Below are 25,854 nucleotides of genomic sequence, written 5' to 3'. Positions count from 1 at the left end.
AGCAAGAGTGAACCACCTGATCCCTTCCCGAACTCAGAAGTGAAACCTCTTTGCGCTGATGGTAGTGTGGGGTTACCCATGTGAGAGTAAGTCATCGCCAGCTCATTATTCGAAACACCCCCTGCATAAGCAGGGGGTGTTTTTTTGTGCGCGGGATTTATAGTAAAATTAAATATAGTAAAAATAATATTCTGAATTTACTCAAAACACCCCTTAGCGAAATCGTTAATGGGTGTTTTTTGTTCTTGTAAATCAAATATTTGAGAATTATTAATTTGGGAAATATAAGAATTTGAAAGCCAGTTCGTATGTTTTTTGGTAAAACTGTGTTATAAAAATTAAAACGGCATAAAAATTGCTTATAGAACAAGATTTTTAATTAAGGGGGTTATAATGAGATTATCAGTGGGCTTAAAAATTGCGAACTCGCTGTCATTAACTCCACAATTGCAGCAAGCAATTCGGCTATTACAATTATCGAGTCTGGAACTGGAACAAGAAGTTCAACTGCAACTTGATAGTAACCCTCTATTAGAAAAAGTTGAAGAACAGATTACCCTTGAACGCTTATCGACACTTGAATCAAATAATGAACACAAAGATCTAACTAATGAACTCAATGTGGATCACCTTCCCGATGACCTACCTGTAGATACCGATTGGGATGATGTCTATACTCATCAACCTACCAGCTTAGGTGCGGCTGAATTCGAAGAGCGCGAAGACAATCGTCAAGGGCATCAGAGCTTACAGGAATATATGCTTGAGCAAATTAACCTGTTAAATTTTTCACAGGTTGATAAATTAATCGCTTATTGCATTGTCGATTCCCTGGATGACAAAGGCTTTTTAGATGCTGAGCTGACTGAAATTACTGCATCGGTACAATATCTTCTATCCTTGATGGGGAGTGAGGAGGAAATTGAAGATGATGAAGTTGCGGTCGTATTAAAGCATATTCAGCGTTTAGATCCGGTGGGTGTAGGGTCTAGAAGTTTGGCAGAATGTCTGTTGGTTCAGCTTGATCATTTACCTGCCTCAACGCCTTGCCGAAATGATGCAATCAAGCTTCTACAACATTATGAATTACTGATTAGTAATGAACTGCCAAAATTAATTAAACAAACCGGGCTAAATCCAGAGCAGTTACGCTGTGCGGTAGATTTATTAAAAACTCTGAAACCTCACCCGGGCTTGGAATTTGAAAATAAAGAATCGGATTATCAGGTGCCAGATGTTGTGGTCATGAAAAAGAATAACGCTTGGCATGTCAATTTAAATCCGGATGTACTGCCAAAATTACGCGTCAATCCTTTCTATGCCAAAATGATTCGTCGTGCAGATCAAAGTGACGATAATCAATATTTACGTAACCAGATGCTAGAAGCAAAAAATTTCATTAAAAGCGTTGATGAGCGGCATAAAACCTTATTGAAAGTTGCAACCTGTATTGTCGAACATCAGAAAATGTTCTTGGAAATTGGCGCTGAAGGGATGAAACCTTTGGTTTTAAGAGATATTGCCGAAGAAGTAGAATTGCATGAATCGACCGTATCTCGTGTGACCACCAATAAATATATGCTGACGCCGCGCGGCTTATTTGAATTAAAATATTTCTTCTCGAGTCATGTGGGCACGACTTCAGGTGGAGAGGCTTCATCTACAGCCATTCGTGCCAAGATCAAAAAACTGGTTTCTGAAGAAAATGCCCGTAAGCCTTTGTCTGATAATGCAATCGCCAATATATTGAAAAATGAAGGGATTGATGTGGCACGACGGACGGTGGCGAAATATCGTGAATCGTTACATATTCCTTCATCTTCTGAGCGAAAGGTCTTGATCTAAAATTTAAAATCTGGCTATTCTAAAGATTCATTATGACAGCATAATGAATCTTTTTTCTTTTGAGGAACAGTGAAAATGATTTGAATCAGTGCTTAAAATACGATTTTTGAGTTATAAGTTGCTGTATTTAAATTATTTTATATTGTGACTCTTCTAATCCTAACGAAGGTGAGGGATAGAACTATGCAAATAACAATTCGTGGACATCATTTATCTATTACGCCAGCAATTGAAGAACGTATAAAAACCAAATTTTCACAAATGACCAAGCATCTTGATCAGGTGAATAGTATGCAAGTGAAACTCTCTAAAGATCATCAAATTGATAAACGCTCCAGAAAAGGCAGTAGTAATCATATCGCAGAAGCGATTATCCGATTGCCGGGCATCGAGTTTTTTGCCCATGCCACAGCAGATGATATGTATACTTCCATTAAACTTCTGACAGAAAAATTAAAACGCCAGATCGATCGATATCGGGAAATACATTTACAGCAGCATGCTTTGGCTTTGTAAAGGACAAATGATGAAAAAGAGGTTTTAAAAGCCTCTTTTTTTTATATATATAATGTATGGATCCATGAATTATTTTTGCTATTTATAGTAAAATGGCTCGTTTTACACCCTTAGTCCTATAAGAGGTCTTGTGATGAATAATGAACAGCTCGCTGAAATTTTAGAAGCCGCTTTTCCCGAGGCGGATGTTGCTGTGAGTGGTCAGGGCGGAAAATTTGATCTCCGTATTGTGGATGATCAATTTGAAGGTAAGCGTCCAGTTGCACGTCAACAAGCTGTTTATGCTCCTCTCAATGCCCATATTGCCAGTGGTGCAGTTCACGCAGTGACAATTCGAGCAATGACAAAAGAAGAATGGCGCAAAGCAAGCTTATTTGGAGCTTAATAAATTAATGGATAAATTTTTAATTCAGGGCGGTATCAAGCTCGAAGGTGAAGTGCGTATTTCTGGTGCTAAGAATGCCGCGCTTCCATTATTAGCAGCAATGATTCTTGCCGATACGCCAATTACGCTCAAAAATGTTCCTGATCTGAAAGATGTGAATACATTGGTGAAGCTGATTGCCGGTCTTGGGATCACCATGACTTATGAAGGCGATACGGTGGTTGCTGATACGTCTACACTAGATAACCAGTTCGCACCGTATGAGCTCGTAAAAACTATGCGTGCTTCTATTTTGGTGCTGGGTCCTTTGTTGGCGCGCTATGGTAGTGCAAAAGTGTCTTTGCCAGGCGGATGCGCGATAGGTTCTCGTCCTGTCGATCAGCATTTAAAAGCTTTAGAAGCTTTAGGTGCCGAGATTGAAGTAGAAGCCGGCTATGTACATGCCAAAGTCGATGGTCGCCTGAAAGGTGGCGAAGTTGTCTTTGATATGGTAACTGTAGGTGGAACAGAAAATATTCTGATGGCTGCCGTGTTGGCCGATGGTGTGACCACGATTCGCAATGCAGCACGTGAACCGGAAATTACCGATCTTGCGCAAATGCTGATCAAGATGGGTGCCAAAATTGAAGGTCTGGATACTGATACTTTAATCGTGACCGGTGTCGAAAGCCTGCATGGTTGTGAATATGCGGTTGTTGCTGACCGGATTGAAACCGGTTCATATCTGGCAGCGGCAGCGATCACTGGCGGTCGTATCAAAACCACGCATACGGATCCGTCCCTGATGGAAGCTGTGTTGGACAAGTTTGAAGAAATGGGCGCAGAAGTAACCCGTGGTGACGACTGGATTGAACTGGATATGCTGGGTAAACGTCCGAAAGCTGTCAGTTTCCAGACCTTGCCACATCCAGAATTTCCAACTGATATGCAAGCCCAGATTATGGCTGTGAATGCCATTGCTCAAGGCTTTGCGACAATTTCTGAAACGATTTTTGAAAATCGTTTCATGCATGTTCCTGAATTGGCACGTATGGGTGCCAATATTCAGGTAGAAGGTAATGATGCTGTCGTGACAGGTGTAGAAAAACTTTCTGCCGCACCTGTAATGGCAACAGATTTACGTGCTTCGTTCTCTTTGGTGCTGGCAGCACTTGCCGCTGAAGGTGAAACGCTGATTGACCGCATTTATCATATTGACCGCGGTTATGAAGATGTAGAAGCAAAGTTACAAAGTTTAGGTGCCCAAATTAAGCGAGTAAATTAATGAGCGATATGAGAAACGATGATCCAAACTTTGACGTAATGGGCAATTTTGATCATGGTTTAACTTTGGCATTAAGTAAAGGGCGTATCTTAAAAGAGACTTTACCTTTGCTAGAAACAGCAGGGATTAATCTTTTAGAAGATCCTGATAAATCTCGTAAATTGATCTTCCCGACCACGCATAAACAGGTTCGTATCTTAATTTTACGTGCTTCAGATGTACCAACTTATGTTGAAAATGGTGCAGCCGATATTGGTGTAGCGGGTAAAGATGTATTGATGGAACATGGTGCGCAAAACGTCTATGAACCATTAGACCTGAAAATTGCGGTTTGTAAATTGATGACAGCCGGTAAAGTCGGGATGCAGCGTCCTAAAGGTCGTTTGAAAATTGCGACCAAGTATGTGAATTTAACCCGGCAATACTATGCCAGCTTGGGCGAGCAAGTCGATGTGATCAAGCTGTATGGTTCAATGGAACTTGCACCATTGGTCGGTCTGGGCGATTACATTGTCGATGTGGTCGATACTGGTAATACCTTACGTGCCAATGGTTTAGAGCCACTTGAAGAAATCTGTAAAGTCTCTTCACGTTTAATCGTCAATAAAGCCAGCTTCAAACGTAAGCAAGCCTTGTTAAATCCGATTCTGGCTCAGCTTGAAAAAGCAGTCGAAGAACGCGAAAAGGCAAAACAGGCTTAAAATTGATTGCTTAAGAAACCGCCCAATCCGGGCGGTTTCTTATTTCTCTATATATCAGATTCTATTTAAATCCTTTCATCAATTTTACCCAAAGCTATTTTCAATAAAACTCATAGAGCTAGAGCACTATGTCTGCCGACAAAAGCCTAGAAAACAGGTAAACTAAAGCCTTCGAATTCAAACCTGATGGGTAAATTGATGCGACGTTTATCGACCCAAGATCAAAACTTCAAGCAAGCATTTGCTGACTTGTTGGCTTTTGAGACTGTGAATGATCCTGAACTTTTAAAAACTGTAGATCAAATTATTGCTGATGTTCGTCAGCATGGTGATGCACATGTTCTTAAACTCACTCAACAGTTCGATCGACATCCGGCGCATCAATTTTCAGAGCTAGAACTGACACAAGAGCAGCTCAAAGCTGCCTTTGAAGGTTTAACGACTGAAGTTCGTGAAGCACTGGAATTAGCTGCAGCGCGTGTGCGTGAGTTTCACCAGGCCCAAAAACAAGATGGCTGGACTTATGTCGATGCTTTGGGGAATACGCTCGGTCAGAAAGTGACTCCACTGGATCGTGTCGGGATTTATGTGCCGGGTGGTCTGGCATCTTATCCATCCTCAGTACTGATGAATGCAGTGCCTGCACATGTGGCGGGTGTCCCTGAAATTATTATGGTGGTGCCTGCCCCGAATGGTGAACTCAATCCATTGGTATTGGCTGCTGCATATTTGGCTGGCGTAACACGTGTCTTTACGATTGGTGGTGCACAAGCCGTTGCAGCACTCGCATATGGTACAGAAACCGTACCACCTGTCGATAAAATTACTGGTCCAGGTAACCGGTTTGTGGCTGCAGCAAAACGTGCGGTGTTTGGTCAGGTCGGTATCGATATGATTGCAGGCCCTTCTGAGATTCTGGTCTATGCCGAAGGCGAGAATAATGCTGAATGGTTGGCGATGGACTTATTGTCACAGGCTGAACATGACACTGTGGCACAAGCCGTTTTCATTACACCTGATAAAGCACTTTTAGATGCTGTTGAAAAGTGGATTGAAAAACATTTAGAAGCATTACCGAAAGCAGATATTGCACGTACTTCAATTGAGAACCGCGGTGCTTTGGTATTGGTAAAAGACCGTGCTGAAGGTGCTGAGCTGATTAACCAAGTGGCGCCAGAACATCTCATGCTATGTTTAGATGAAGCACAAGAGATGGCAGAAGATATTCGCCATGCAGGCGCGATTTTCATGGGTCGTTACACCCCTGAAGCGATTGGTGACTATTGTGCCGGGCCGAACCATGTCTTGCCAACTTCAGGTACAGCACGTTTTTCATCACCGCTGGGTGTTTATGATTTCCAGAAGCGATCAAGCCTGATCATGTGTTCACAAGAGGGTGTTAAAACCTTGGCGAAAACAGCAGATATTTTGGCACAGCAGGAAAATCTAGATGCGCATGCGAGATCGGCGCGTTATCGTTATCAGTAATTAAAAATATAAAACCTCTCTCTAACTCTCTCCTACTAAGGAGAGGGGAAATATTATAAAGAATGAATATTCCTCTCTCTGAATGAGCTTTAAGCATTGTTTTAAAGTGAATGTAAGAGAGGTTAGGAGAGGGAACTTTGAGAATTTAAAAATGAATATCACCACAGAACAAATGCGTTTTTGGAGTCCTGACGTACGTGAATTAGAACCGTATACGCCGGGTGAACAGCCAAAAATCCAGAATATTTTAAAACTGAATACCAATGAAAATCCGTATCCGCCATCGCCTAAAGTGGTTGCGGCAGTGCAGCAGGTATTGGCCAATTCAGCTGATGTGCTGCGTCTTTATCCTGACCCTGATGCATCTGAACTTAAACAGGCCATTGCGAAACAGCAACATGTGCCTGTAGAGACGGTTTTTGTCGGGAATGGTTCGGATGAAGTTTTAGCGCACATTTTTAAAGCATTCTTTGTTCAAGAACAGCCATTGCTTTATCCAGACATCACCTATAGTTTCTATCCGGTATATAGTCAGTTCTTTGGGGTAAAAACCAAAATTTTACCACTCAATGATGACTTTGAAATTGTGGTAGATGATTATAAACAGGCCAATGGCGGTATCATTATCACCAATCCGAATGCGCCAACCAGTATTGATCTTGGTTTGGTTGCGATTGAAGAAATTCTGCAAGCCAATCCAGATTCAGTGGTGGTGATTGATGAAGCCTATGTCGACTTTGGCGCTGAATCGGCAGTCAAGCTGGTTGAGAAATACGAAAACCTAGTGGTATGTCAAACTACATCGAAGTCGCGTTCTCTTGCAGGATTACGTGTGGGTTTTGCCATTGCTCAGCCACATTTAATTGCAGCACTTGAAGCAGTCAAAAACAGTTTCAACTCTTATCCGATGGATCGTTTTGCGATTGCGGCAGCGGTGGCTTCTTTTGAAGATCAGGAATACTTTGAGGCACAAAATCAGAAAGTCATTGCCAGTCGTGAAAAGTTGGTAGCTCAGCTGAATGAGCTTGGTTTTAAGGTATTACCTTCGAGTGCAAACTTTATTTTTGCCACATTCGTATCTAAAGATGCAGGTGAACTCGCGAGTGAGTTACGTGAGCGTGGTATTATCGTGCGTTATTTCAACAAACCTCGTATTAATCAATTCTTACGTATTACGATTGGTACAGATGAGCAAAATCAGCGTTTAGTAGATACGCTAAAAAATGAGATTTTGTGTAATTAAAATCCTTTCTAGCCTCCCGTTTTAAAGGGAGGCATTCTCACCTTTATTAAAGGTGAGAAGCATTGCTTCGCAAGGGGGGATTTGTAGTAAAAAGCGAACCTTAAAATTCACTTTTTATTTATTCAGGCTGATACCAGGTATTTAACAGATCCAGCATCGCTGAAACCTTATCAAAGCATTCTTGATATTCTGCATCACAATCTGAAGAAATGGTAATACCACCACCGGCCCATAAAGAAATATCTTCCTGATACTTTTGAATCGAGCGAATCAGAATATTCCAGGAGCCAGTGCCATCGAAATTGAAATAGCCCATAGAACCACAGTAAGCACCACGTGGTGTACCCTCAAGTTCTTCAATAATCTGCATGGCCCGAATTTTGGGTGCGCCTGTAATCGAGCCACCTGGAAGAGCAGACATGAGTACTTCAAAAGGATTGATATCTGCTTTTAAAGTCGCTTCAACTTCACTGACCATATGATGAACTTGATTGAAGCTTTCAATACTAAATAATTTCGGTGTTTTGACCGAGCCTGTTTCGGCATAAACACTTAAATCATTACGTAATAAATCCACAATCATGACATTTTCTGCCTGATCTTTTTCTGAGGCTTTTAGGGTCTGTCTGGATTGTTCATCGAGCACTGGATCAGTAAAACGGGGCATTGTGCCTTTAATCGGTTTGGTAATAATTTTTCGCTTCGTTTCAAAATCAATGAACAACTCGGGTGAGCAGCTTAATAATTCAAAATCACCAATACGCAAATAACCCGCATAAGGCGCTTCGGTTAATGTCCAGAAGGCTTGGGCGGTTGCTAAGAGGGAACCTTGGGCGCGACCATTAAATTCTTGTGTCAGATTAATCTGATAGCAGTCACCTGCAATAATATAATCCTGAATTTTCTGAAATGCCTTGCTGTAGACCGTTTTGGTCCAGCGTGAAGTACAAGGGCTTATTAACTGAAACGTCGGACGAATTTTATTTTGATTAAGTAAGTTCTGAATATAATCGAAGATCTGCTCTGCCTCTGGATCATCACTATAGAACATCCATCCCTCAGAGCTTGGTTTAATATAGGAAGAAAATTGACCAATAAATAAACCAGGTTGAGAGCGGTCCGGATACTGAATATATTGCTGAGCCGCATAATCATAGCCAACAAAACCGACATAACCTCCATGAAATCCATTCTTTTGAAGATTTTTTAATGCATCGATTGCTAAATTAAATTCAGATGGGGTGGGCTGGTATTGTTCAATCCCTGTTCTTTTAAAAGACTGAATTTGTGATGTTGGCGCAACAAAATATTCTTGAGCGCAGCAGGCAATAAAAGGCTGACCATTATTATTTAAATACACCAGATGATCCAATGTCTTCAATGCGGACAATAGATCTGCAACCAGACGTGATTCAAACTTTAAGGGACGATGATAGAGAGCTTCGGTCATTCAGTTATAGAGAGTTCGATATGACTCACTATTTTATATCAAGAAGTCAGGGGAAATATTTTTAAATCATGAAATACCGTTTATCGGTAAGCGACAGATTGCGACCAACAACAGTTGATCAAAAACTGACTCAAGGCTAATTTAAGTGGGCTAGCAAATTACTCAAGGAAAGATGCTTAAGCTGTCAGAAAATAAAAAATACAGCCTAAACACTGAGTAATTCACAACCAAAAAAAATAGTACTCTTGGGAGAGTAAACAATGAAAAAATTTACAAAATTAGTTTTAGCGACTTCAGTTGCATTTAGTGCCAATGCGATGGCGATGCAAGCTATGGATGAAGCATCTCTAAGCGAAACAACGGGTCAAAGCGGCATTACTATCGGGATCGGTATTTCAAAAATTGAAATTGAAAAATTATTCATTCATGACAATGATGGTTTAGCTACTAGTTCTACAATTGAGTCAACCGGTTTGGTAAGAGATACAAATGGTGCTATTACATATACACCTGGCAAATTAACAACGAGCCAAGGTGGAAAACCATTTGACATCGATACACTAACAGCTTCATATGATCCTGTTGCAAAAGATGTTAGTTTGGGTGGTACTGGTGAAGCTGCTGCAATCGTAATCTATGGTAATGGTGAAGCAGGTCATAAGAATGAAAACCATGGTGTTGTTGTTGGTGCAAACTATGATGACAATGGGGCTTACTTACTAGCTTCGCGCAACCTTATGGATTTAAAAATTGATTCAGATGGAAATGCTGGTGATCCGTTCATTAACATTGCAGCTGAAGTTTCAGGTTTAGATATTAATATTGGTAAAATTGGTGTACAAGCAAGCGCTGATGAGCCGGGTGCAGGTGCAACGTCTATTCGTCGTGGTGGTACAGGCGCAGTGAATGATATTTTGTCTGGCCTCTCTCTTAAAACAGGTCCAATGACAGCAAATATTCAATTAGGTGCTGCTCCACAGGGCGCAATGATTAAATTGAATGCAACCATGATTGGTGGTTTGACAATCAACAACTTGGGTATCCTTGATAACTCAACGGATGGTGCAACAGTTAGTACAGGTGTAACGACAACTGGTCCTGGTGAAATCTATATTGAAAGTATTAAGTTAACAGATGCTAACTCTAATGATTTAACCTTGAATCAACAGATCAGTGTATTTGGCGAGTCAACTGCAAATAAAGGTTTTATTCGTATTGTCAGCACAAGTGGTGCACATGATAATTATGTGAAAGGTATTCACTTAGGCTCTCGTAATGCTGCTTCAATTGGTGATATGGAAGTTCAAGGGCTACAAACTTATTATAGCCCAGCACAAGGTACATACCATCCAGGTGCAGTTATTACCATCTCTGGTCACTAATCTTTATTTAAAAAGAAGCGCGTGTTTATACGCGCTTTTTTTATGACTAAATCATTTATCCAAAAAATAAAAAAAATACTGTATTTTTTTGAAAAAGCAGGTATCTTTCTAGTTACAGGGAAGTAGAGTGAATGCTCTATAAAAAGAAAAATAGGCACATTATGCCCATTATAAGAAAAGTTAATAATTATGTTAGAGATCGCGTTGGGCTCGGCATTGATGTATTACGCTGCCAAAGAAGCTCTGGATATCAAAAAACAGCCAAATGGCGCTGTGCACTATACTGAAGTTCTTGATTCAAGAAATGACTCTTTTGTGCGTATGCACCGTGAAGCTGTACAAGTAAAGCCTGCACTTCTGGATCAATTTCAGGGCATTGTACGTCAAGCCTATGACTATAGTTGTGGTTCAGCAGCCCTTACCACCCTACTCAATGGTTATATCGGTACACAGCTAGATGAACAGCAAGTCATGAATGGACTGATGAAATTCGGCGAAACCGATAAAATTATTGAACGCCGCAGTTTCTCTTTACTTGATATGAAGCGCTTTGTCTCGGCTTTAGGGCTAGAAAGCGGAGGCTATCGAGGAGAGTTCAAAGATTTAGTTAATCAAGATCAGCCTGCTATTGTTCCAATTTCTTATGCCGGATTCAAACATTTCGTAGTTTATAAAGGCTATAAAAATGGCCGGGTGTATGTCGCAGATCCAGCACTCGGTAATATCAGTTTTGACGAGCGGCGTTTTCAGGATGTTTGGGAAAATAATACATTATTCCTGATTAATGTCCCTGAACAATATCGTAAAAACTTTCTGGCATTGAAAGAAGCCGACATGCGCCATGTGGAAGATGCCACGATTAATCGTTATGCCTTGGTCGACATGCAGTATCCACAGTTCTATATGGATAAAATTGCCGATAAAGCCTCGACGATCCGTATGGACCGTAATCGTAATATAGAATCAGAAAAATTTGGAGAATATCAATATAATTTCCTGAGATTGTATTACAAGAATAAATAAAATGAAAAATAGTAATAAAAATTAAAATGGTGAAATGGATATGAACAGTAAATGGATGAACAAGACGTTCTTGGCACTGAGCATTCAAATGGTTATGGGCGTTGCATTTGCTGCAGAAGAGCCGACACTGGGTGAATACGAAACGGTTGATGAGGAAGTTATTGTTGAAACTGCTGTACCTGTACAGGCCCAGACTGAGCAAGTGGAAACACAGGCTGCACAAGAGCCGGAACTCGGTGGATATGAAACAGCTGAAGAAGCAGTGAGTGAAACTGCCGCACCGGTAGAGGCTCAGACTAAACAAGTAGCAGATGCATCCCAAGCTTTACAGAAACAGGAAGGTGATGCTACCCAAGCAGCTAATCTGGAAGAAGTATTTACTTCAAATGAACGTCAGTACTCACTCATTAAAAAAGGTGATATTTCATCATATTACGATATCGATTATACCTACTATCGTGACACTCAACTTGATATTGAAATGGCTCAGGGCCAATTGTATCAACTACGTGTTCAAGAAAATGCAACACATAGTATGACTAATACTTTCACTTTCCAATATGGCGTGAAAGATAACCTGACCTTGACTGCATCCTTACCTTTAGTGGCCAAAACTGACTTGTTAAAAGATACGTCTACTGCAGGTTTGGGTGATATTAGTTTGGGTGCTCGCTGGGAACCCTTTCCATTAAAAGCTGGCCGTTTACCTTTAATTTTATTTGGTAATTTATCAACAAAAACCGGTGAAAGCCCTTATGAAATTAATGCTGCAACAGATCTGGCAGCAGGAAAGGGCTATTACTCAGCAGGAGTGGGTGCCAGTACACGTAAATACATCGATCCGGTCGTGCTGTTTGCCTCCGTTTCTGCAAACTATGGTTTTAAAGAATCAGGCCTGAACCAGCGTCGCGGTTATCGCATTATTGAAGAGTTTGAACCGGGGATTAGTGGGGGTTTTGCATTCGGTTTCGCATACTCATTTAACTATGACGTTTCGATGACCATGTCCTATCAGCAAAGCTTTAATACGGGAGCTGAGTTTAGCTATAACACAGGAGAAAGCTACTCTGCCGCGGATCAGACCAGTTCCACCTTGGCAATTTCATTAGGGGTGCGAGTCTCTCCAGAAACGATTGTAAATGGTACCGTCGGCTTAGGGCTGACCGAAGATGCGCCTGATGTTTCGTTGGGATTGTCATTCCCGCTTGATATTTTAGGTTTTGGTAAAAAAATCAGTTAATAGGGGTGTCGTATGAAAAACATTCGACTTAGCCCGTTATTAACAGGAATTATTCTTGCGGGCTGTTCAAGTTATACCTTTGCACAATTGGGAACCAACCTTTCGGTTGATTTACGTGCATTGTCCATGGGGAATGCAGTTACGGCGGATCCCCCGGGAGTCAATGCCATTCACTTTAACCCGGCTGCTCTAACTAAAATTGATGGTTTGCAAACCGAACAGCAGATTATTGTGGCGAATTTTGATATCCAGCGGGAGTTTACAGTGCCGGCTGGATATAACGTATTTGGCTATTCTGATGACCCTATCGTCTGTAATGATGGACCGGAAGTTTCATCTGATTTATGTACTGATTTTAAAGGGCCGGTCAGTGGTGATGTGGAATATGTCAGCCTGTATGTCCCTTTTCTGAAAAAGATGGTGGATTTAGGCGAAGGTCTCCCTTTGGCTGCGCCCACCATGGGGATTGCTTATAACCCGCCTGGATCTAAAGCGACCTATGCAACAGCGGTATATGCGCCTTTAGTCGCTGGTTTCGGTCATGAAGATGGTAATCCGGCAAACTTTATGGGCCAGCAAGTTGCTTTGGAGCGGATTACTTACCTGTCTCCATCGATTGGTTATGAGGTCAATGACCAACTGTCCATTGGTGCTTCTGTCGGAATGTCCTATCAAGCCATTGGGATGAAAACAGATTTACGTTTCCCGAATGAGCTAATCGGGATGTTGCGTATGATCGATGAAGTTGTCTGTACACCATTTAAAGAAAACTCCGACATTATTACCGATATTCTGTTGCTGGGGATCTGTAATGCGGATGAGGGAATGAACCCATTTGGCAAGTTTGGTCAGATGCAACTGGAGCTTGAACAGAATTTAAGTCCAAGCTATAACCTCGGGATATTGTGGGAGCCACGCGAAGATTTCAGTTTTGGTATGGTCTACCAAAGTGCGGCAAAAATGCGCTTAAAAGGTAAATATCATATTGATAATGCCAAAGCACCACAGGAAATGATCAAGGGTTTAATGACTTCACCGACGGGTCAGATTCTGGCAGCAATTCTTGGGTTTCCTAATTATATTCCATCCAGTGAGTCTGGTTTGGTGTCGATGGATTTTGAATATCCGGCGCATTTTCAGGCAGGTATCAAATATAAAGTCATGCCAGATTTGCAGGTAAATTTTGATATTGGCTGGACAGACTACAAGGTTTGGGATGAGTTTAAGTTCGAGTTTGACCGTACCATTTCAGCCTTAAAAATTGCCAAAATCTTGTCTGCTAATGTCACTGATTCTACGCTGGCTTTGCCGATGGGATTCGAATCGCCGTGGAATTTCGGAATCGGGATGGAGTATTCCGCCACCGACCGTTTAAAACTTCGCGCAGGTTATGAGCCACGAACCAGCGCTATTCCAAAAAATAAGCGCAATACGATGGTTCCTATTAATGGTGCACAGCTATTTGGATTAGGTGTGGGTTATCGTTTTGATGCAGATACTGATTTGGATCTCTCGATTGGTTTCTTGCGCAGTAAAGATCAAATTCCAGCAAATACCAGTAGTTTAGCTAACCAGACCGGCGTGAATAACCTGTTATTAAACCCATATGCAGGTTTAAACGTGAAAACAGATACCAAGATTACCATTTTAGGTTTGAACTATCGCACTCGTTGGTAAGGAAGAAATGATCAAGACAGAGAAAATTGGATTGAAAGTGGTACTGGCATTAAGTCTGGTACCCTTATCTTTTTATACAAGCGCCAGAGAATTTATTACTATTATCGGTCCAGATGGGCGACCATTAGTCGTGCCACGTAATCATAACCCACAGAAAAATAAAGAAGAAAAATCCCTAGCATCGAAAAAAATAGCAGTTGCAGTGGTTCAGTCACCTGCTGTAAAGCAAAACTTAGAAACAGTATCAGTCCTAGAAAATAGACCAGCAGAACTTAAGTCAGACCATAATCTGGTTGTACAACCAGTACAACCGCAGGTTGCGAAAGAACCGACAGAATCTAAGCCATTAATAAGATCTGAAACCCAATTGACCCAAATGCCTAAGGCCATGACACCCGCTTCAAGCCCGATGCTACAGAAACCCGGATTCAGTCAGATTGAAGGCGTGGACTATGTGGACAGTGAATATCTTGAGAATAAAGAATTTAATCTAGAAGGCAGGAAACGTTTCTACAGTATGCCCGAGGGTGTGGTAGATAAAAATATCGGCTTTACCCGAATCCAGACCATTGAGCGTGAAAAAGGGGTGGGACAATCCGTATTAAAATCCTTGTTTCAAACTCCAGAAGTAGATTCCGGTCCTGTGGTACTGGCTCAAAGTTATTATCGTATTTCACAGTCGGAGACTATCGATAGCTTGGGCATGCAGTGTTTTACTGATAAGAAAATTAAAAAAGCGAAAGAAATCAGCCTTAAAAAAGAAGTCAATTTATGGCCTCGTGCGCCTTTGAAATCAGACGAGTTTGATTTTGAAGTCGTACAATTACAGTCTGATATCAAGAATATTCAGATTAACTCTTATGCTTCACGCCAAAAAAATCCTACTTATTATTGGCCTTTTGTGGTCTTTTTAGACAATAGAGGCTGTGTTCTGGAAGGAGCGGGTGGTTTTAAAAACCAGGAAGGACAAGCAAATATTATTCAACATGAGCGTATTGAAGGCATTATTCAGATCCCTGCGCAAAGTGAGTATGTGTTATTGACGCCTTTAGCCTCAGCAATCGATGTTGAAGACAAGATGCTCACTAATTATGGACAACTAAAATTAGTCGCCATTCGATAAGGACTATTCGAGTATAACAAGATGAAAAATAAAATATTATATCCATTTGCTATAAGTACACTTTTAATGGCACTGAGCGGATGTGGTGGGGAAAGTGCCAATGTTATAAAAGAACCAGGTGATGAAGCTACGGAAAATGGTGCTTGTACCCCCGGTGAAATTAACTGTGTGGAATGGGGGCTGGAATATCCGCTTGATGGTTTAAATTTCAACTGTAGTGGCGATACAGAAAATACGTTTATTACCTTATTTGACAGTAAAAATGGGGTAGCTTCTGGAACCTGCCAAAAGACCGATAATATTGAGTTTTCTATTCAAAGTTTTGGTTCGAATAAGATTAATTTAGGTCAAATAAAACTCAGTGATTATGCCAGTTTTAGTGCCCAGACCCAGCTGCCACGTTTAAGTGTGATTGATATTGCGAGTGGGATTAGCGGACGCCGGGTAGGTGATTTGGTGCCTACTGATCCTACCGTTCAGGTGGCCATGCGTCTGGTTAAAATTCTGCAAGCTTTGGCACTACAAAAGGGAAGTATTGTTAATCCATCTGATGTGCAACCTTTATATATTACTGAAGACATGCGCAAAAACCTGGCTAAAATCAGCGGAAATATCAGCCTGACTGATGCCGATTTGGCGACCAAAATTAAAGATTTTATTGATATTAGTCAAATTTCTGATGAGGTCGCTTTTGCTACAGTCAAAAAACTGGTGACGATTGCCAATGCCGCGGTTTATCAGCCAGAATTTTCATTATTTTCAACATCCGGCGTGATTGGAAGTAACCTGACGGGTTCAGATGGACTGGTGGGTTGTAATCAAAGCCCTTGTGATATTAAGAATAAGAATACTAAATATTTATTTGGCCATTTTATGCTGATTACCGATCGCCAGGGCTACACCTTTGGCAGTGGCCTGCAATGGCGTGATACTCAGTCAAAAGTGGCGAAAGAAAATTTATCCTCCTTAGGGGGAGTTAATGCTGAACTCATCCGTAAGGTGAAACCGGTACAAATGACCGCTGATCCACAAAGTTCATGGATTCATCCAACCAGTAAAACCATTAACACGCCTTATCGTTTAAATGTCGCAAATAATGCGACTCAGCTTGAGTTATATCAAGGCAGATTATTGAATGATTATGTGATTGCGGGTAAAGAAGCTTTCTATAAGGTGGTGACTGATAAAAAATCGCTGGATACTTCCGATCAAGCTAACTTGGGATTGTGGCGTTTGCAGGCCGATGGTGAAAACTATACGGGAAGCATTGATCTCTACAAGATTTTCCCGATTAGTTATCTGGATCGTCAGGTCTTTAAAACAGCGCAGAACGTCGCAGATGGGGAGAAATACATTTTCCCAATGTATGCCAATCTGGAATTTAAATTTACAGATACCACTGTCAGCCCAATTACTTTAGGAATTGTAATTGATAGTAATGGTGATGTACGCACCAATATGCAATCCTCTAATAATTTCGCGACTGATCCGGTGAATGGCTGTCAAGGCGATGTGTTGGCAGATACGCTCTTAGATCATCAAGACATACAACAATACCGCCTCGGGACTTTGGGACGTGCATTTGTCGCTGATAAAGCGGTTTCCATGCGTCTGATTTTGGCCAATGAAAAGTTTGGTAATATCAATGGTGCATTGGTAGGGGTAGATTCACGCATCCAGTCTTCACCGGATTCTAGGGATTCGATTGTGATCGGTGGTGCGCTGCTCAATTTATCTAATGTGTTGGATACTAATGTCGGCCAGAATGGGCGTGTAACTTTCCTGAATTCGGTCGGAGACGGCGTGCAATGGGCCAATACCTATGCCAGTTTTCAAAAAGTTTATAACAATAATAATGAGGGTGAAACACCGGCAGATATAAACCTGGCAAAATTAAACGGTGGTTCGGTTGAGTTTAAGCTTGCGGATTGCTACCAAGTCAAAGCCAAATAATATTTCTTAAAAATAAAAAAATCCTATCTTAGTATGGGATTTTTTTATGCATATTAGATTTAACCCGTGTGGTCTAGACGTGTGCCTAAGGTTTCCAGATGCATTGGAAAAATATTATTTTTACGGTCTTCAAAATAATGTCTGAGGGTATGTTCTACACTCGGGAAGGCAAGTTCAGTCCAGGGAATATCTGCTTCATCAAATAAACGTGTTTCGATGGTCTCTTCACCCGCACCAAATTTTCCATCAATCAGATTGGCTTTAAATAGTACATAAATCTGACCAATACGTGGAATGTTATACATACAGTACAGCTGTTCAATGTCTACTTCAGCTTCGGCTTCTTCGCGGGTTTCCCGTGCAGCCCCTTGCTCCATGGTTTCAAACAGTTCCATATAGCCGGCAGGTAAAGTCCATAAGCCATAGCGTGGTTCAATGGCACGGCGGCAGAGCAGTACTTTGTTTTCGAATAAGACCAAAGTGCCACAAATCACTTTCGGATTAATGTAATGAATAGAGCCGCATGAATCACATACGCTGCGAATTTGCTGATCGCCCAAAGGAATTTTAGCAGTGGTTTTATGTCCACAATTCACACAGAAGTTCATATTCATCATCAATGATAAAAGTATGCTCAGGATAACTGAAAAACCAAAATTTGGCATCATTTCTCTCCCGCCCAGACTAAAATCAGCTATGATGAAATTATGATCATCGTCAGGGCTGAAAGAATGGATGCATGTGAATTGACACAAAGGTTGCAGCAACGCTTACGTTTTTCCAAGCGTATCCGATCTGCGCATGCTGCCGTGTTGATTGCAATTACAGATGAAGCTGACCCCAAAGTATTGCTGACGCGCCGTTCAGCTTATTTGAATAATCATGCTGGAGAAGTCTCATTTCCGGGTGGCAAGCGCGATCCGCAAGATACCAGTAATATTGTGGTGGCTTTAAGGGAAGCCTATGAGGAAACGGCACTCAATCCTTTTGATGTACATTTAATGGGTGATTTACCCATGCAAAAAGCCCGCAATGGCATGCTGGTCAAACCGATTGTGGGACTGATTCCTCCGCAAGTGAAGCTGATTCCACAACCGACAGAAATTGACCGGATTTTCTTTGCTTCATTGCAGCATTTGCTTGAAGTGACACCCACGCCTTATGAAGTTCGCTTTGCCCAGCAATCTTTATATTTTCCGAGTATGCGGGTAGAAAATGAAGTGGTTTGGGGCTTGACCGCACGTATGCTGATTTCTTTATTTCAATATGGGCTGGATTATAAAAAAGACTGGCCATTTTTGCTTAATTCTCCAGCCTTTAAACGCTCCAAATTTTTTTAATCATTGAACAGGATTTTATCAATGTTGTATAAATTTCAGGGACATATACCCACCGCTATACATCAGCCATGGGATGGCTGGGTAGCACCGACGGCAACGGTGATTGGACAGGTTGAACTTGGGCGACAAGTCAGTATCTGGTTCGGTGCCGTAGTACGTGCAGATAACAGTAAAATCAAATTGGGTGACTTTAGTAATGTGCAGGAAAATGCAGTACTGCATACGGATGCCGGCATCGAGATGAATATTGGCAATTATGTGACAATTGGGCATCAGGCCATGCTGCATGGTTGTACCATTGGCGATAATAGCCTGATCGGGATTCAGGCGGTCATTCTGAACCATGCCGTGATTGGCAAGAATTGTATTATTGGTGCCAATGCCTTGATTCCTGAAGGTAAGGTGATTCCAGACAATTCAGTGGTGATGGGTTCACCCGGTAAAGTGGTAAAAATGCTGGATGAAGACAGTATTCAAAAATTAACAATGAGCGCCATGCATTATGCCGAGCATTTTCAGAAATTTCAGGATTTGGAAGAAGTGCAACTCTAAGGCACTCTTTTATTGAGTGAATCATATGCCTAGATTTTCTAGGCATTTTTGTATCTGCTTCGGGAAAATCTCGCGTAGCGGATATGAGTGGAGTATCATATCCGCGTTTTTTATATTCTCTGAATTAAGGTTGTGCATGAAAGTGCTGGCATTGGAGACTGCCAATGAGCAGTGTTCCGTTTCTGTAATCGATGATACTCAAGAACTATTTTTTCAGCTTGATGCGCGCGCCAAGGCACAAACGCAAACGATTCTCCCGATGATTGAACAAGGTCTGCAAGATCTTGGGCTGGCCATTGCTGATTTGACCGCGATTGCCTTTAGTCGTGGTCCGGGTTCTTTTAGCGGTGTCCGCATTAATGCTGCCGTGACTCAGGCCTTGGCTTGGTCAAATGATGTGCCGGTAATTCCGGTGTCGACTTTGCAGGCTTTGGCACAAGCAGCCTACCGCTTGCACGGGTTGACTGAAGTGTCTGCAGTATTGGATGCCCGCATGAGCGAAGTTTATATCGCAAGCTATCAACTGGATGCACAAGGAATTATGCAACCGGTCGATGATGAGCAACTATTAAGTTATGCAGAAGGCAGCCAAGCTGTGTGCTTTACCCCGGTAGGTTCAGGTGCTGAACTGGTACAAAGCGAAACTTCAATTTATAAAGATGTGCATGCGACCGCACAGGATATCGCCAGCATTGCACGCGCAGCGGCACAAGCAGAAAACTGGGTCAGTGCAGAATTGGCATTACCCGTATATTTACGCGATAACGCGTGGAAAAAAATTCCAGAACAAGGCAAAGCATAATTAATTAGGATAAAGCATGGATCTTTTACTGCTACTCAAAGCGGCCATCATGGGGATTATCGAAGGCATTACCGAGTTTTTGCCTATTTCCAGTACCGGCCATTTAATTTTGGCATCAGAATTAATGAATTTCTGGACCAAGGAAAAGAGTGATGTATTCGTCATTGCTATTCAAATGGGTGCCATTGCAGCGGTAATTTATGAATATTGGGCCCGTCTTTGGGGAGCAGCAACCGGAATTGTCAGCGGTGAGCCACAGGGTCGTCGCTTAGGGATTGGCCTGATTTTGGCCTCGATTCCAATTATATTGATTGGACTGACCTTGGGGCAAACGGTCAAACAGTTTCTGTTTAATGATATTGCCATTGCCATTGGTTTGATTGTGGGTGGCCTGATCATTATCTGGATTGAAAAACATCCACCTCAAGTTCGTGCACATGAAGTTGAAGATCTCAGTATTAAAGATGCCATCTGGATTGGTCTGATTCAGGTCTTGTCCTTGATTCCGGGAACCTCTCGTTCAGGTGCGACCATTATCGGTGCGATGTTTCTGGGTGTATCACGTAAGGCCGCGACTGAATTTTCATTCTTTCTGGGTATTCCGGTCATTATTGGTGCCGGCCTGCTAGACCTTTATCAAAGTTATGATGTGCTAAATACTACTGAAGACTGGGCCGTGATCGGGGTCGGGCTTCTGGTTTCTTTTATTTCGGCACTGTTACTCATCCGCGCACTGGTGGCTTATGTCGCTAAACGCGACTTTATGATCTTTGCCTGGTATCGTATTGCTTCGGGTCTGCTGATTTTATTATTTGCCTATACAGGTTGGAAATTATGGTAAGCGCGATTCGCTTATATGCCGAATCTGACGATCAAGAGAAAGCACAGCACTTCGGGGCTGTGCTTTCTTCTCGTGGGGTGCAGGTCGAAATTGAAACGGTTGAAAAACTCAATGCACGTTTCTTTCGTCTGAATCCTGAACTGGCCTTATGTGTAGATGAGAATGGACTTTGGCTTTGTGCCCATGGCATGAAAATGCAACCAGACTGGCAAGCCGAGACCGGACGCTTAAAACGTGCTTCTTTAAAATCTGAAATGATTGCACGTGCCTGTCATTTAGCCGAGAAACCGAGCTTGATCGATGCCACCGCGGGTCTGGGACATGACAGTTTATTGATGGCGCATTTAGGTGCCCAAGTCACGCTGGTCGAACGACATCCCATATTATTTACTTTACTTGAAGATACCCATACTCGTGCACAATCTGATGCATTTCTGAGTCAAGTCGTATCACGGATTCAACTGGTCTTTTCTGATTCAGCCGATTATCTGAAGCAGCAAGCCGAGCAGCATCGAACTGTAGATGTGGTCTATCTGGATCCGATGTTCCCGCAGCGGGATCAGAACCAGCAGGCGGTTAAGAAACAGGCGCAAGTCAAAAAACAGATGCAGCTCTTGCACATGCTTTTGCCTGAAGATGGCGAAATGGATCTGGGAGATAACCTGTTGGAATTGGCGCAAAAAATTGCCAAACGTGTGGTAGTCAAACGTCCACGTCTGGCGGTGTTTTTGGCAGAAAAAGAACCTCATCATCAATGGCAGGGTGATGCCTGCCGTTTTGATGCATATTTTCAGCATGAACTTGTAGCTGAATAAGATAATTGTTTCAATATTAAGCAAGGATTTGTTGTATATTTAACAATTGGCATTGATAAAACCGTTATCAAGCATAAACTTATTCAGCACCTTAGCGAGCCACTGATCTCCTTGAAATTCTATGATCGACTTTAAACCCTCCATTAATTTTTGGCACGATTTTAAGAGCAACCAAATTGCCGGGATGTGGTTATTTCTGGGATCTCGGCGTTCATTGCAACTGGTTCGTCCATCGATCATGCAATTGGTGTTCTGGGGGATTCTGGGTGGTTGTGCCAACAGCCTATTTAGCTGGCTCAGTTCAGGCCGTATGGGAGATTTTAACTCTCAAGGTTTGATTAGTTATGCACTTTGGCCTTTTATTGCGCTGATTGTGGGTATCTTTCTGTCGCAACGGATCAATAACCTGCGTTTGATGCTGGTGCCGGCATTGTTATGGTTGGTTTTAGATACCCATATCATGCTGTTCCAGTGCCTGATTCAATATCTGGGTGATCTGGACTATCTGCCTTATATCCTCTATGACTATATTCCGACCCTGTTTGTCATGTTATTTGTCTGGCAAAGTCTGGCTGTGGTCTGGGTAATTTCACGTGAATTAAAATGGCCTTGGTGGGAGCGTGCGCTGATTATGCTGGCGACCCTGTTTACGCTGGTGGTCTGGCAAATTTCAGTCAAAGATCAACCGATCTGGAAAGTCGAAGAAATTCCACCGAGCTTTGCCGAAGATGCATTTTATGCGCAGCCAATTTTGCTGAACAAAGCCCTGGAAAATATCGAATACGGTGAATTTGCCCAATCGCACTGGTATTTTATGGGCGTGGCTGGCGCAAGTTATCAGGATGTATTTCATTCTGAAATTGAGCGGATTAAAGAGCAGTTTGATACCCGTTTTGGCACTTATGGCCGTTCTATTGCTTTGGTCAATCATCCGGCGACACGTACCACCCTGCCGATTGCCTCCAAGACCAGTATGGAACTGGCATTGCGCCGTATGGGCCAGCAGATGAACCGTGAAAGTGATGTGTTATTTTTATATATGACCTCTCATGGTCTGCCAAATGTGTTTGAAATGGAAAATGCGCCGCTAGATTTGGCCCAGGTCGATCCAAAATGGTTACGTGAAACACTGGATGCAGCAGGCATTCGCTGGCGTGTGATTGTGATCTCGGCCTGTTTTTCCGGCAGCTTTGCTTCGGCCCTGCAGAATGACAATACCCTGGTGATTACGGCTTCGGCAGCCGACCGTCAGTCTTTTGGCTGCTCCAATGAAGCGGATTATACCTATTTTGGCCGTGCATTCTTTGATGAAGCGATGCGTGAAAATAGCAGTCTGCAAGCCGCGTTCGAACAGGCCAGAGATACCGTAGCAAAATGGGAATCAGCGCAAGGCTTCGAGCCTTCAGAGCCGCAATGGGTGGTTGGCAAGAATATGCAATTGATGTTGCCACAGCTGGAACAACGTTTATTTCCGCAAACCAGTACAATGACACAATCACCTTAGATCAATGTCATCAGCAGATATGCTGCAATCATAAGGAATATGCCATGGAACTCGTACAGAACAATAGAAGCTTTGAAGGTGAACAGCGGATTTATCGCTTTGATTCGAAAGTACTGAAAACATCCACCAAATTTGGTATTTATCTGCCGCCTCAAGCCCTAGAAGGTCATAGCTGTCCGGCATTGTTTTATCTGGCAGGCTTGACCTGTACCGAGGAAACCTTTGCGATTAAGGCACATGCGCAGCGTCTTGCAGCACAATTGGGCCTGATTTTAATCACACCGGATACATCGCCACGCGGTGAAGCTGTGGCAGAAGGCGATCACTGGGATATCGGTCAGGGAGCAGGTTTTTATATCAATGCCACCGAAGCGCCGTGGGCTGAACATTATCAGATGGAAAGCTTCATCGTCGATGAACTCTATGCACTGGTCACAGAAGAGTTTGTGATTCAGCCGGGCAAGATCGGCATATTCGGTCACAGTATGGGCGGACATGGTGCATTGACTCTGGCTTTTAAATATCCAGAAAAATTTAGTTCAGTTTCGGCTTTTGCACCGATCTGTGCACCAAGCCAATGTCCTTGGGGAGACAAAGCTTTCTCGAATTATCTGGGTGAAAACCGTGAAGAATGGCTCAAGCATGATGCGACTGCACTGGTTAAAGAGAAAGGGGCTTTATTCGCTGACATCCTGATTGATCAGGGTTTTTCAGACCAGTTCTATAGCCAGCTGAATCCGGCGCTGTTCCAGCAGGCCTGTGATGCCGTGAACCAGTCGCTGACCTTGCGTGAACATCAGGGTTATGATCATGGCTATTACTTTATTCAAAGTTTTATGGATGACCATCTACAGTTTCATGCGGTACAGCTTCAGCCTTAAACTCAAAACTGCTGGCACAAAAAAGCCCTGAATAACAGTAATGTTGATCAGTTAAGGAGTTTAGAAATAGACTCTTTAATTTTTTAGTCACTCACAGCGGAGTATTAATTTTATAAATCAAATTCTTGTAAATTATTTGTTACTTTGGTTTCGCCCAAATGAGAAGCGAAGCTTCGCAAGGAAGGCATCTTGCGGAGCAACACTCCTCACCGCAAAACTCGTCAGCCACCATCGACTAGTAAGCTTGTCGCAGAAACAATCATTTTTAAATCTTGCGGTGCAATACACCTCATGCCTCAAACAGTTGCGGATGACTTTTCTATCTATCAGATATAATCATGAATTTGAAAAAGAAAATGTCAGTCAATTCCTTAACTGACTGGCATTACTGAATAACAGGGGCTTTTTATCGCTTATCTTTGCCAGTCGGCTGTTAAATCTTCCTGTCCCATGCGGATCAGATGATCCAGAACCACATTTTCCAGTTTATCGAAATCGGTAGATTCATCGCTACTTTGGATGGTCACCAGCAAGTGTTCAGTCTGAGGAACTAACATCAGCTCTGCACTCGGAAAATGAATCAGGAACTGCTGGTCTGTTTCTTCGATGGTAAACTTATGCTTCCAGTGATTGGCCAGGCGTTTGGCAAGGCGCTGCGCCTGTTGAGTCTGGATCTGGGCGGTACTTTGCATTCTTACTCCTCTAAACTTTTTATCCTTGTCAGGACTTTAAACCAAATTGAAAGGCATTCATAAGCCTTAAAGCGTTACACAGCGTTTTATTCTTGCAACATCAAGGTCACAGTAGCCGGACTGGATTTGTTATAATGAGAAAAATCCAATTTTAGCTAGCCAGGTTCTCCCATGTCCAAGCCATATTTAATTGCACCTTCAATTTTATCTGCCGATTTCGCCCGATTAGGTGAAGAAGTCGAGAACGTCTTGGCAGCAGGGGCAGATGTTGTTCATTTTGATGTGATGGATAATCATTATGTACCGAATCTAACTTTTGGTGCAGGCGTTTGTAAGGCATTGAAAAACTATGGGATCAAAGCCCCGATTGATGTGCATTTGATGGTGAAACCGGTAGATCGTATGATCGGGGATTTCCTTGAAGCAGGTGCCGATATCATTACCTTCCACCCGGAAGCATCTGACCATATTGACCGTTCTTTACAGTTGATCAAATCGGGTGGTGCAAAAGCCGGTTTAGTCTTTAACCCGGCCACACCGCTGCATTATCTGGATTATGTATTAGATAAAGTAGATCAAATTCTGTTGATGAGTGTAAACCCGGGTTTTGGTGGACAGAAATTCATTCCGATGACTTTGGATAAACTGCGTCAGGCCCGTAAACTGATCGATGCTTCAGGGCGTGATATTCAGCTGGAAGTCGATGGCGGTGTTACTCCAAGCAATATTCGTGCAATTGCCGAAGCGGGGGCGGATATGTTTGTCGCTGGATCTGCTATTTTTGGCAAGCCGGATTATAAAGCTGTAATTGATGAAATGCGTGCAGAATTAGCCAAAGTCGGTCAGGTTCAACTCTAATCGCTAAAAAGTAGTATGCACATAAATATGTGGATAACTTTATGGATAAGTGTGTAGATATCCATGTGGGTAACCATATGGATATGTTGTGTAAAATGTAATCATTTGTAGCCAGATTGATTATGCCTTAGACGAAATTTGTATAAAAAGAGCTCAAATCTGGTTCTTTTTATACCTTACAACCCCTCTTGTTTAGGGGTCGTTTATTCATCACAGGTTCATAATCATGTTAAATAAAAAGTGATCAATAGGTCTTAAAATTGTATTTCATTGTGTAAT

24 protein-coding genes and 1 rRNA gene are annotated in these 25,854 nt (G+C 42.3%); 22 read left to right on the top strand and 3 right to left on the bottom strand.

The features are described 5' to 3' along the window. The 8 genes from rrf to hisC all read left to right on the top strand — a co-directional run. A 5S ribosomal RNA gene (gene rrf, locus FTU40_RS07600) occupies positions 1-103 on the top strand; the annotation flags it as partial. 290 nt (positions 104-393) lie between these two features. After that, a complete protein-coding gene (locus FTU40_RS07595; RefSeq protein WP_180040351.1) occupies positions 394-1,845 on the top strand; it encodes an RNA polymerase factor sigma-54 in 1,452 nt (483 codons plus the stop codon). 183 nt (positions 1,846-2,028) lie between these two features. Next, positions 2,029-2,361, top strand: a complete 333-nt coding sequence (hpf, locus tag FTU40_RS07590) for a ribosome hibernation-promoting factor, HPF/YfiA family (protein ID WP_005172527.1) — start codon at positions 2,029-2,031, stop codon at positions 2,359-2,361. Positions 2,362-2,494: 133 nt separating this feature from the next. Further along, on the top strand, positions 2,495-2,746 hold the full coding sequence (gene ibaG, locus FTU40_RS07585; RefSeq protein WP_004730742.1) for a BolA family iron metabolism protein IbaG: 252 nt from the start codon (positions 2,495-2,497) through the stop codon (positions 2,744-2,746). 7 nt (positions 2,747-2,753) lie between these two features. Next, on the top strand, positions 2,754-4,010 hold the full coding sequence (gene murA / locus FTU40_RS07580) for a UDP-N-acetylglucosamine 1-carboxyvinyltransferase (protein ID WP_180040349.1): 1,257 nt from the start codon (positions 2,754-2,756) through the stop codon (positions 4,008-4,010). Then, a complete protein-coding gene (gene hisG, locus FTU40_RS07575; protein WP_004646025.1) occupies positions 4,010-4,711 on the top strand; it encodes an ATP phosphoribosyltransferase in 702 nt (233 codons plus the stop codon). Before murA ends, hisG begins: the two co-directional genes overlap by 1 nt. Positions 4,712-4,897: 186 nt before the next feature. After that, positions 4,898-6,199, top strand: a complete 1,302-nt coding sequence (hisD, locus tag FTU40_RS07570; protein ID WP_180040347.1) for a histidinol dehydrogenase — start codon at positions 4,898-4,900, stop codon at positions 6,197-6,199. 151 nt (positions 6,200-6,350) lie between these two features. Further along, positions 6,351-7,442 carry a histidinol-phosphate transaminase gene (gene hisC, locus FTU40_RS07565; protein ID WP_005095854.1) on the top strand — a complete coding sequence of 364 codons (1,092 nt, stop codon included), beginning with the start codon at positions 6,351-6,353 and terminating at the stop codon, positions 7,440-7,442. A gap of 118 nt (positions 7,443-7,560) precedes the next feature. Here the strand turns inward: hisC and FTU40_RS07560 are convergent, their stop codons facing one another. Continuing rightward, entirely contained in the window at positions 7,561-8,892 is a 1,332-nt protein-coding gene (locus tag FTU40_RS07560; RefSeq protein ID WP_180040345.1) for an anthranilate synthase component I family protein, read from the bottom strand. Between the two features lie 260 nt (positions 8,893-9,152). Between FTU40_RS07560 and FTU40_RS07555 the strand changes: the two genes are divergently transcribed. From FTU40_RS07555 to FTU40_RS07530, 6 genes are all read left to right on the top strand, one after another. Next, positions 9,153-10,274 (top strand): DUF6160 family protein, encoded by a 1,122-nt coding sequence (locus FTU40_RS07555; RefSeq protein WP_180040343.1) that lies wholly within the window; start codon positions 9,153-9,155, stop codon positions 10,272-10,274. 189 nt (positions 10,275-10,463) lie between these two features. Continuing rightward, the gene (locus FTU40_RS07550) at positions 10,464-11,297 is read left to right on the top strand and encodes a C39 family peptidase (protein WP_005095859.1); all 834 of its coding nucleotides are present in this window, start codon (positions 10,464-10,466) and stop codon (positions 11,295-11,297) included. Between the two features lie 34 nt (positions 11,298-11,331). Beyond that, a complete protein-coding gene (locus FTU40_RS07545) occupies positions 11,332-12,537 on the top strand; it encodes a hypothetical protein (protein ID WP_180040341.1) in 1,206 nt (401 codons plus the stop codon). 12 nt (positions 12,538-12,549) lie between these two features. Beyond that, the gene (locus tag FTU40_RS07540) at positions 12,550-14,214 is read left to right on the top strand and encodes an OmpP1/FadL family transporter (protein ID WP_005095864.1); all 1,665 of its coding nucleotides are present in this window, start codon (positions 12,550-12,552) and stop codon (positions 14,212-14,214) included. Between the two features lie 7 nt (positions 14,215-14,221). Beyond that, positions 14,222-15,337: a putative pilus assembly protein FilE gene (filE, locus tag FTU40_RS07535; protein ID WP_180040339.1), complete on the top strand. Its 1,116-nt coding sequence runs from the start codon at positions 14,222-14,224 to the stop codon at positions 15,335-15,337. 21 nt (positions 15,338-15,358) lie between these two features. Beyond that, complete coding sequence (locus FTU40_RS07530; protein ID WP_180040337.1) at positions 15,359-17,290, top strand: hypothetical protein; 1,932 nt, start codon at positions 15,359-15,361, stop codon at positions 17,288-17,290. Positions 17,291-17,349: 59 nt separating this feature from the next. On the opposite strand, the gene FTU40_RS07525 is transcribed toward FTU40_RS07530, so the two are convergent. Next, the gene (locus tag FTU40_RS07525) at positions 17,350-17,898 is read right to left on the bottom strand and encodes an NUDIX hydrolase (protein WP_171294139.1); all 549 of its coding nucleotides are present in this window, start codon (positions 17,896-17,898) and stop codon (positions 17,350-17,352) included. A gap of 123 nt (positions 17,899-18,021) precedes the next feature. Here FTU40_RS07525 and FTU40_RS07520 point away from each other — a divergent pair, with 123 nt between their 5' ends. The 7 genes from FTU40_RS07520 to fghA all read left to right on the top strand — a co-directional run bounded on the left by FTU40_RS07520 (position 18,022) and on the right by fghA (position 24,025). Then, entirely contained in the window at positions 18,022-18,630 is a 609-nt protein-coding gene (locus FTU40_RS07520) for a CoA pyrophosphatase (protein ID WP_074384089.1), read from the top strand. Between the two features lie 24 nt (positions 18,631-18,654). Then, positions 18,655-19,182, top strand: coding sequence for a gamma carbonic anhydrase family protein (locus tag FTU40_RS07515; RefSeq protein ID WP_171255769.1), 528 nt, complete (start codon positions 18,655-18,657; stop codon positions 19,180-19,182). 136 nt (positions 19,183-19,318) lie between these two features. After that, a complete protein-coding gene (gene tsaB, locus FTU40_RS07510) occupies positions 19,319-19,984 on the top strand; it encodes a tRNA (adenosine(37)-N6)-threonylcarbamoyltransferase complex dimerization subunit type 1 TsaB (protein ID WP_180040335.1) in 666 nt (221 codons plus the stop codon). A gap of 16 nt (positions 19,985-20,000) precedes the next feature. Then, positions 20,001-20,825, top strand: a complete 825-nt coding sequence (locus FTU40_RS07505) for an undecaprenyl-diphosphate phosphatase (RefSeq protein ID WP_005095875.1) — start codon at positions 20,001-20,003, stop codon at positions 20,823-20,825. Continuing rightward, positions 20,819-21,640 (top strand): class I SAM-dependent methyltransferase, encoded by an 822-nt coding sequence (locus tag FTU40_RS07500; RefSeq protein WP_218951639.1) that lies wholly within the window; start codon positions 20,819-20,821, stop codon positions 21,638-21,640. The genes FTU40_RS07505 and FTU40_RS07500 overlap by 7 nt, the downstream gene beginning before the upstream one ends. A gap of 121 nt (positions 21,641-21,761) precedes the next feature. Beyond that, the gene (locus FTU40_RS07495; RefSeq protein WP_180040333.1) at positions 21,762-23,144 is read left to right on the top strand and encodes a C13 family peptidase; all 1,383 of its coding nucleotides are present in this window, start codon (positions 21,762-21,764) and stop codon (positions 23,142-23,144) included. A gap of 44 nt (positions 23,145-23,188) precedes the next feature. Then, on the top strand, positions 23,189-24,025 hold the full coding sequence (gene fghA, locus FTU40_RS07490) for an S-formylglutathione hydrolase (protein ID WP_180040331.1): 837 nt from the start codon (positions 23,189-23,191) through the stop codon (positions 24,023-24,025). A gap of 413 nt (positions 24,026-24,438) precedes the next feature. On the opposite strand, the gene FTU40_RS07485 is transcribed toward fghA, so the two are convergent. Beyond that, positions 24,439-24,717 (bottom strand): DUF2218 domain-containing protein, encoded by a 279-nt coding sequence (locus tag FTU40_RS07485; RefSeq protein ID WP_100357371.1) that lies wholly within the window; start codon positions 24,715-24,717, stop codon positions 24,439-24,441. Between the two features lie 171 nt (positions 24,718-24,888). Here FTU40_RS07485 and rpe point away from each other — a divergent pair, with 171 nt between their 5' ends. Then, positions 24,889-25,575, top strand: a complete 687-nt coding sequence (gene rpe, locus FTU40_RS07480) for a ribulose-phosphate 3-epimerase (protein ID WP_005172476.1) — start codon at positions 24,889-24,891, stop codon at positions 25,573-25,575. Positions 25,576-25,854 lie beyond the last annotated feature (279 nt).

It is taken from the genome of Acinetobacter sp. YH12100, assembly GCF_013419135.1.
Classification (GTDB): Bacteria; Pseudomonadota; Gammaproteobacteria; order Pseudomonadales; family Moraxellaceae; genus Acinetobacter; species Acinetobacter pseudolwoffii.
The sequence above is the reverse complement of the archived record's forward strand: the minus strand, read 5'-3'. Positions and strand labels throughout refer to the sequence as shown.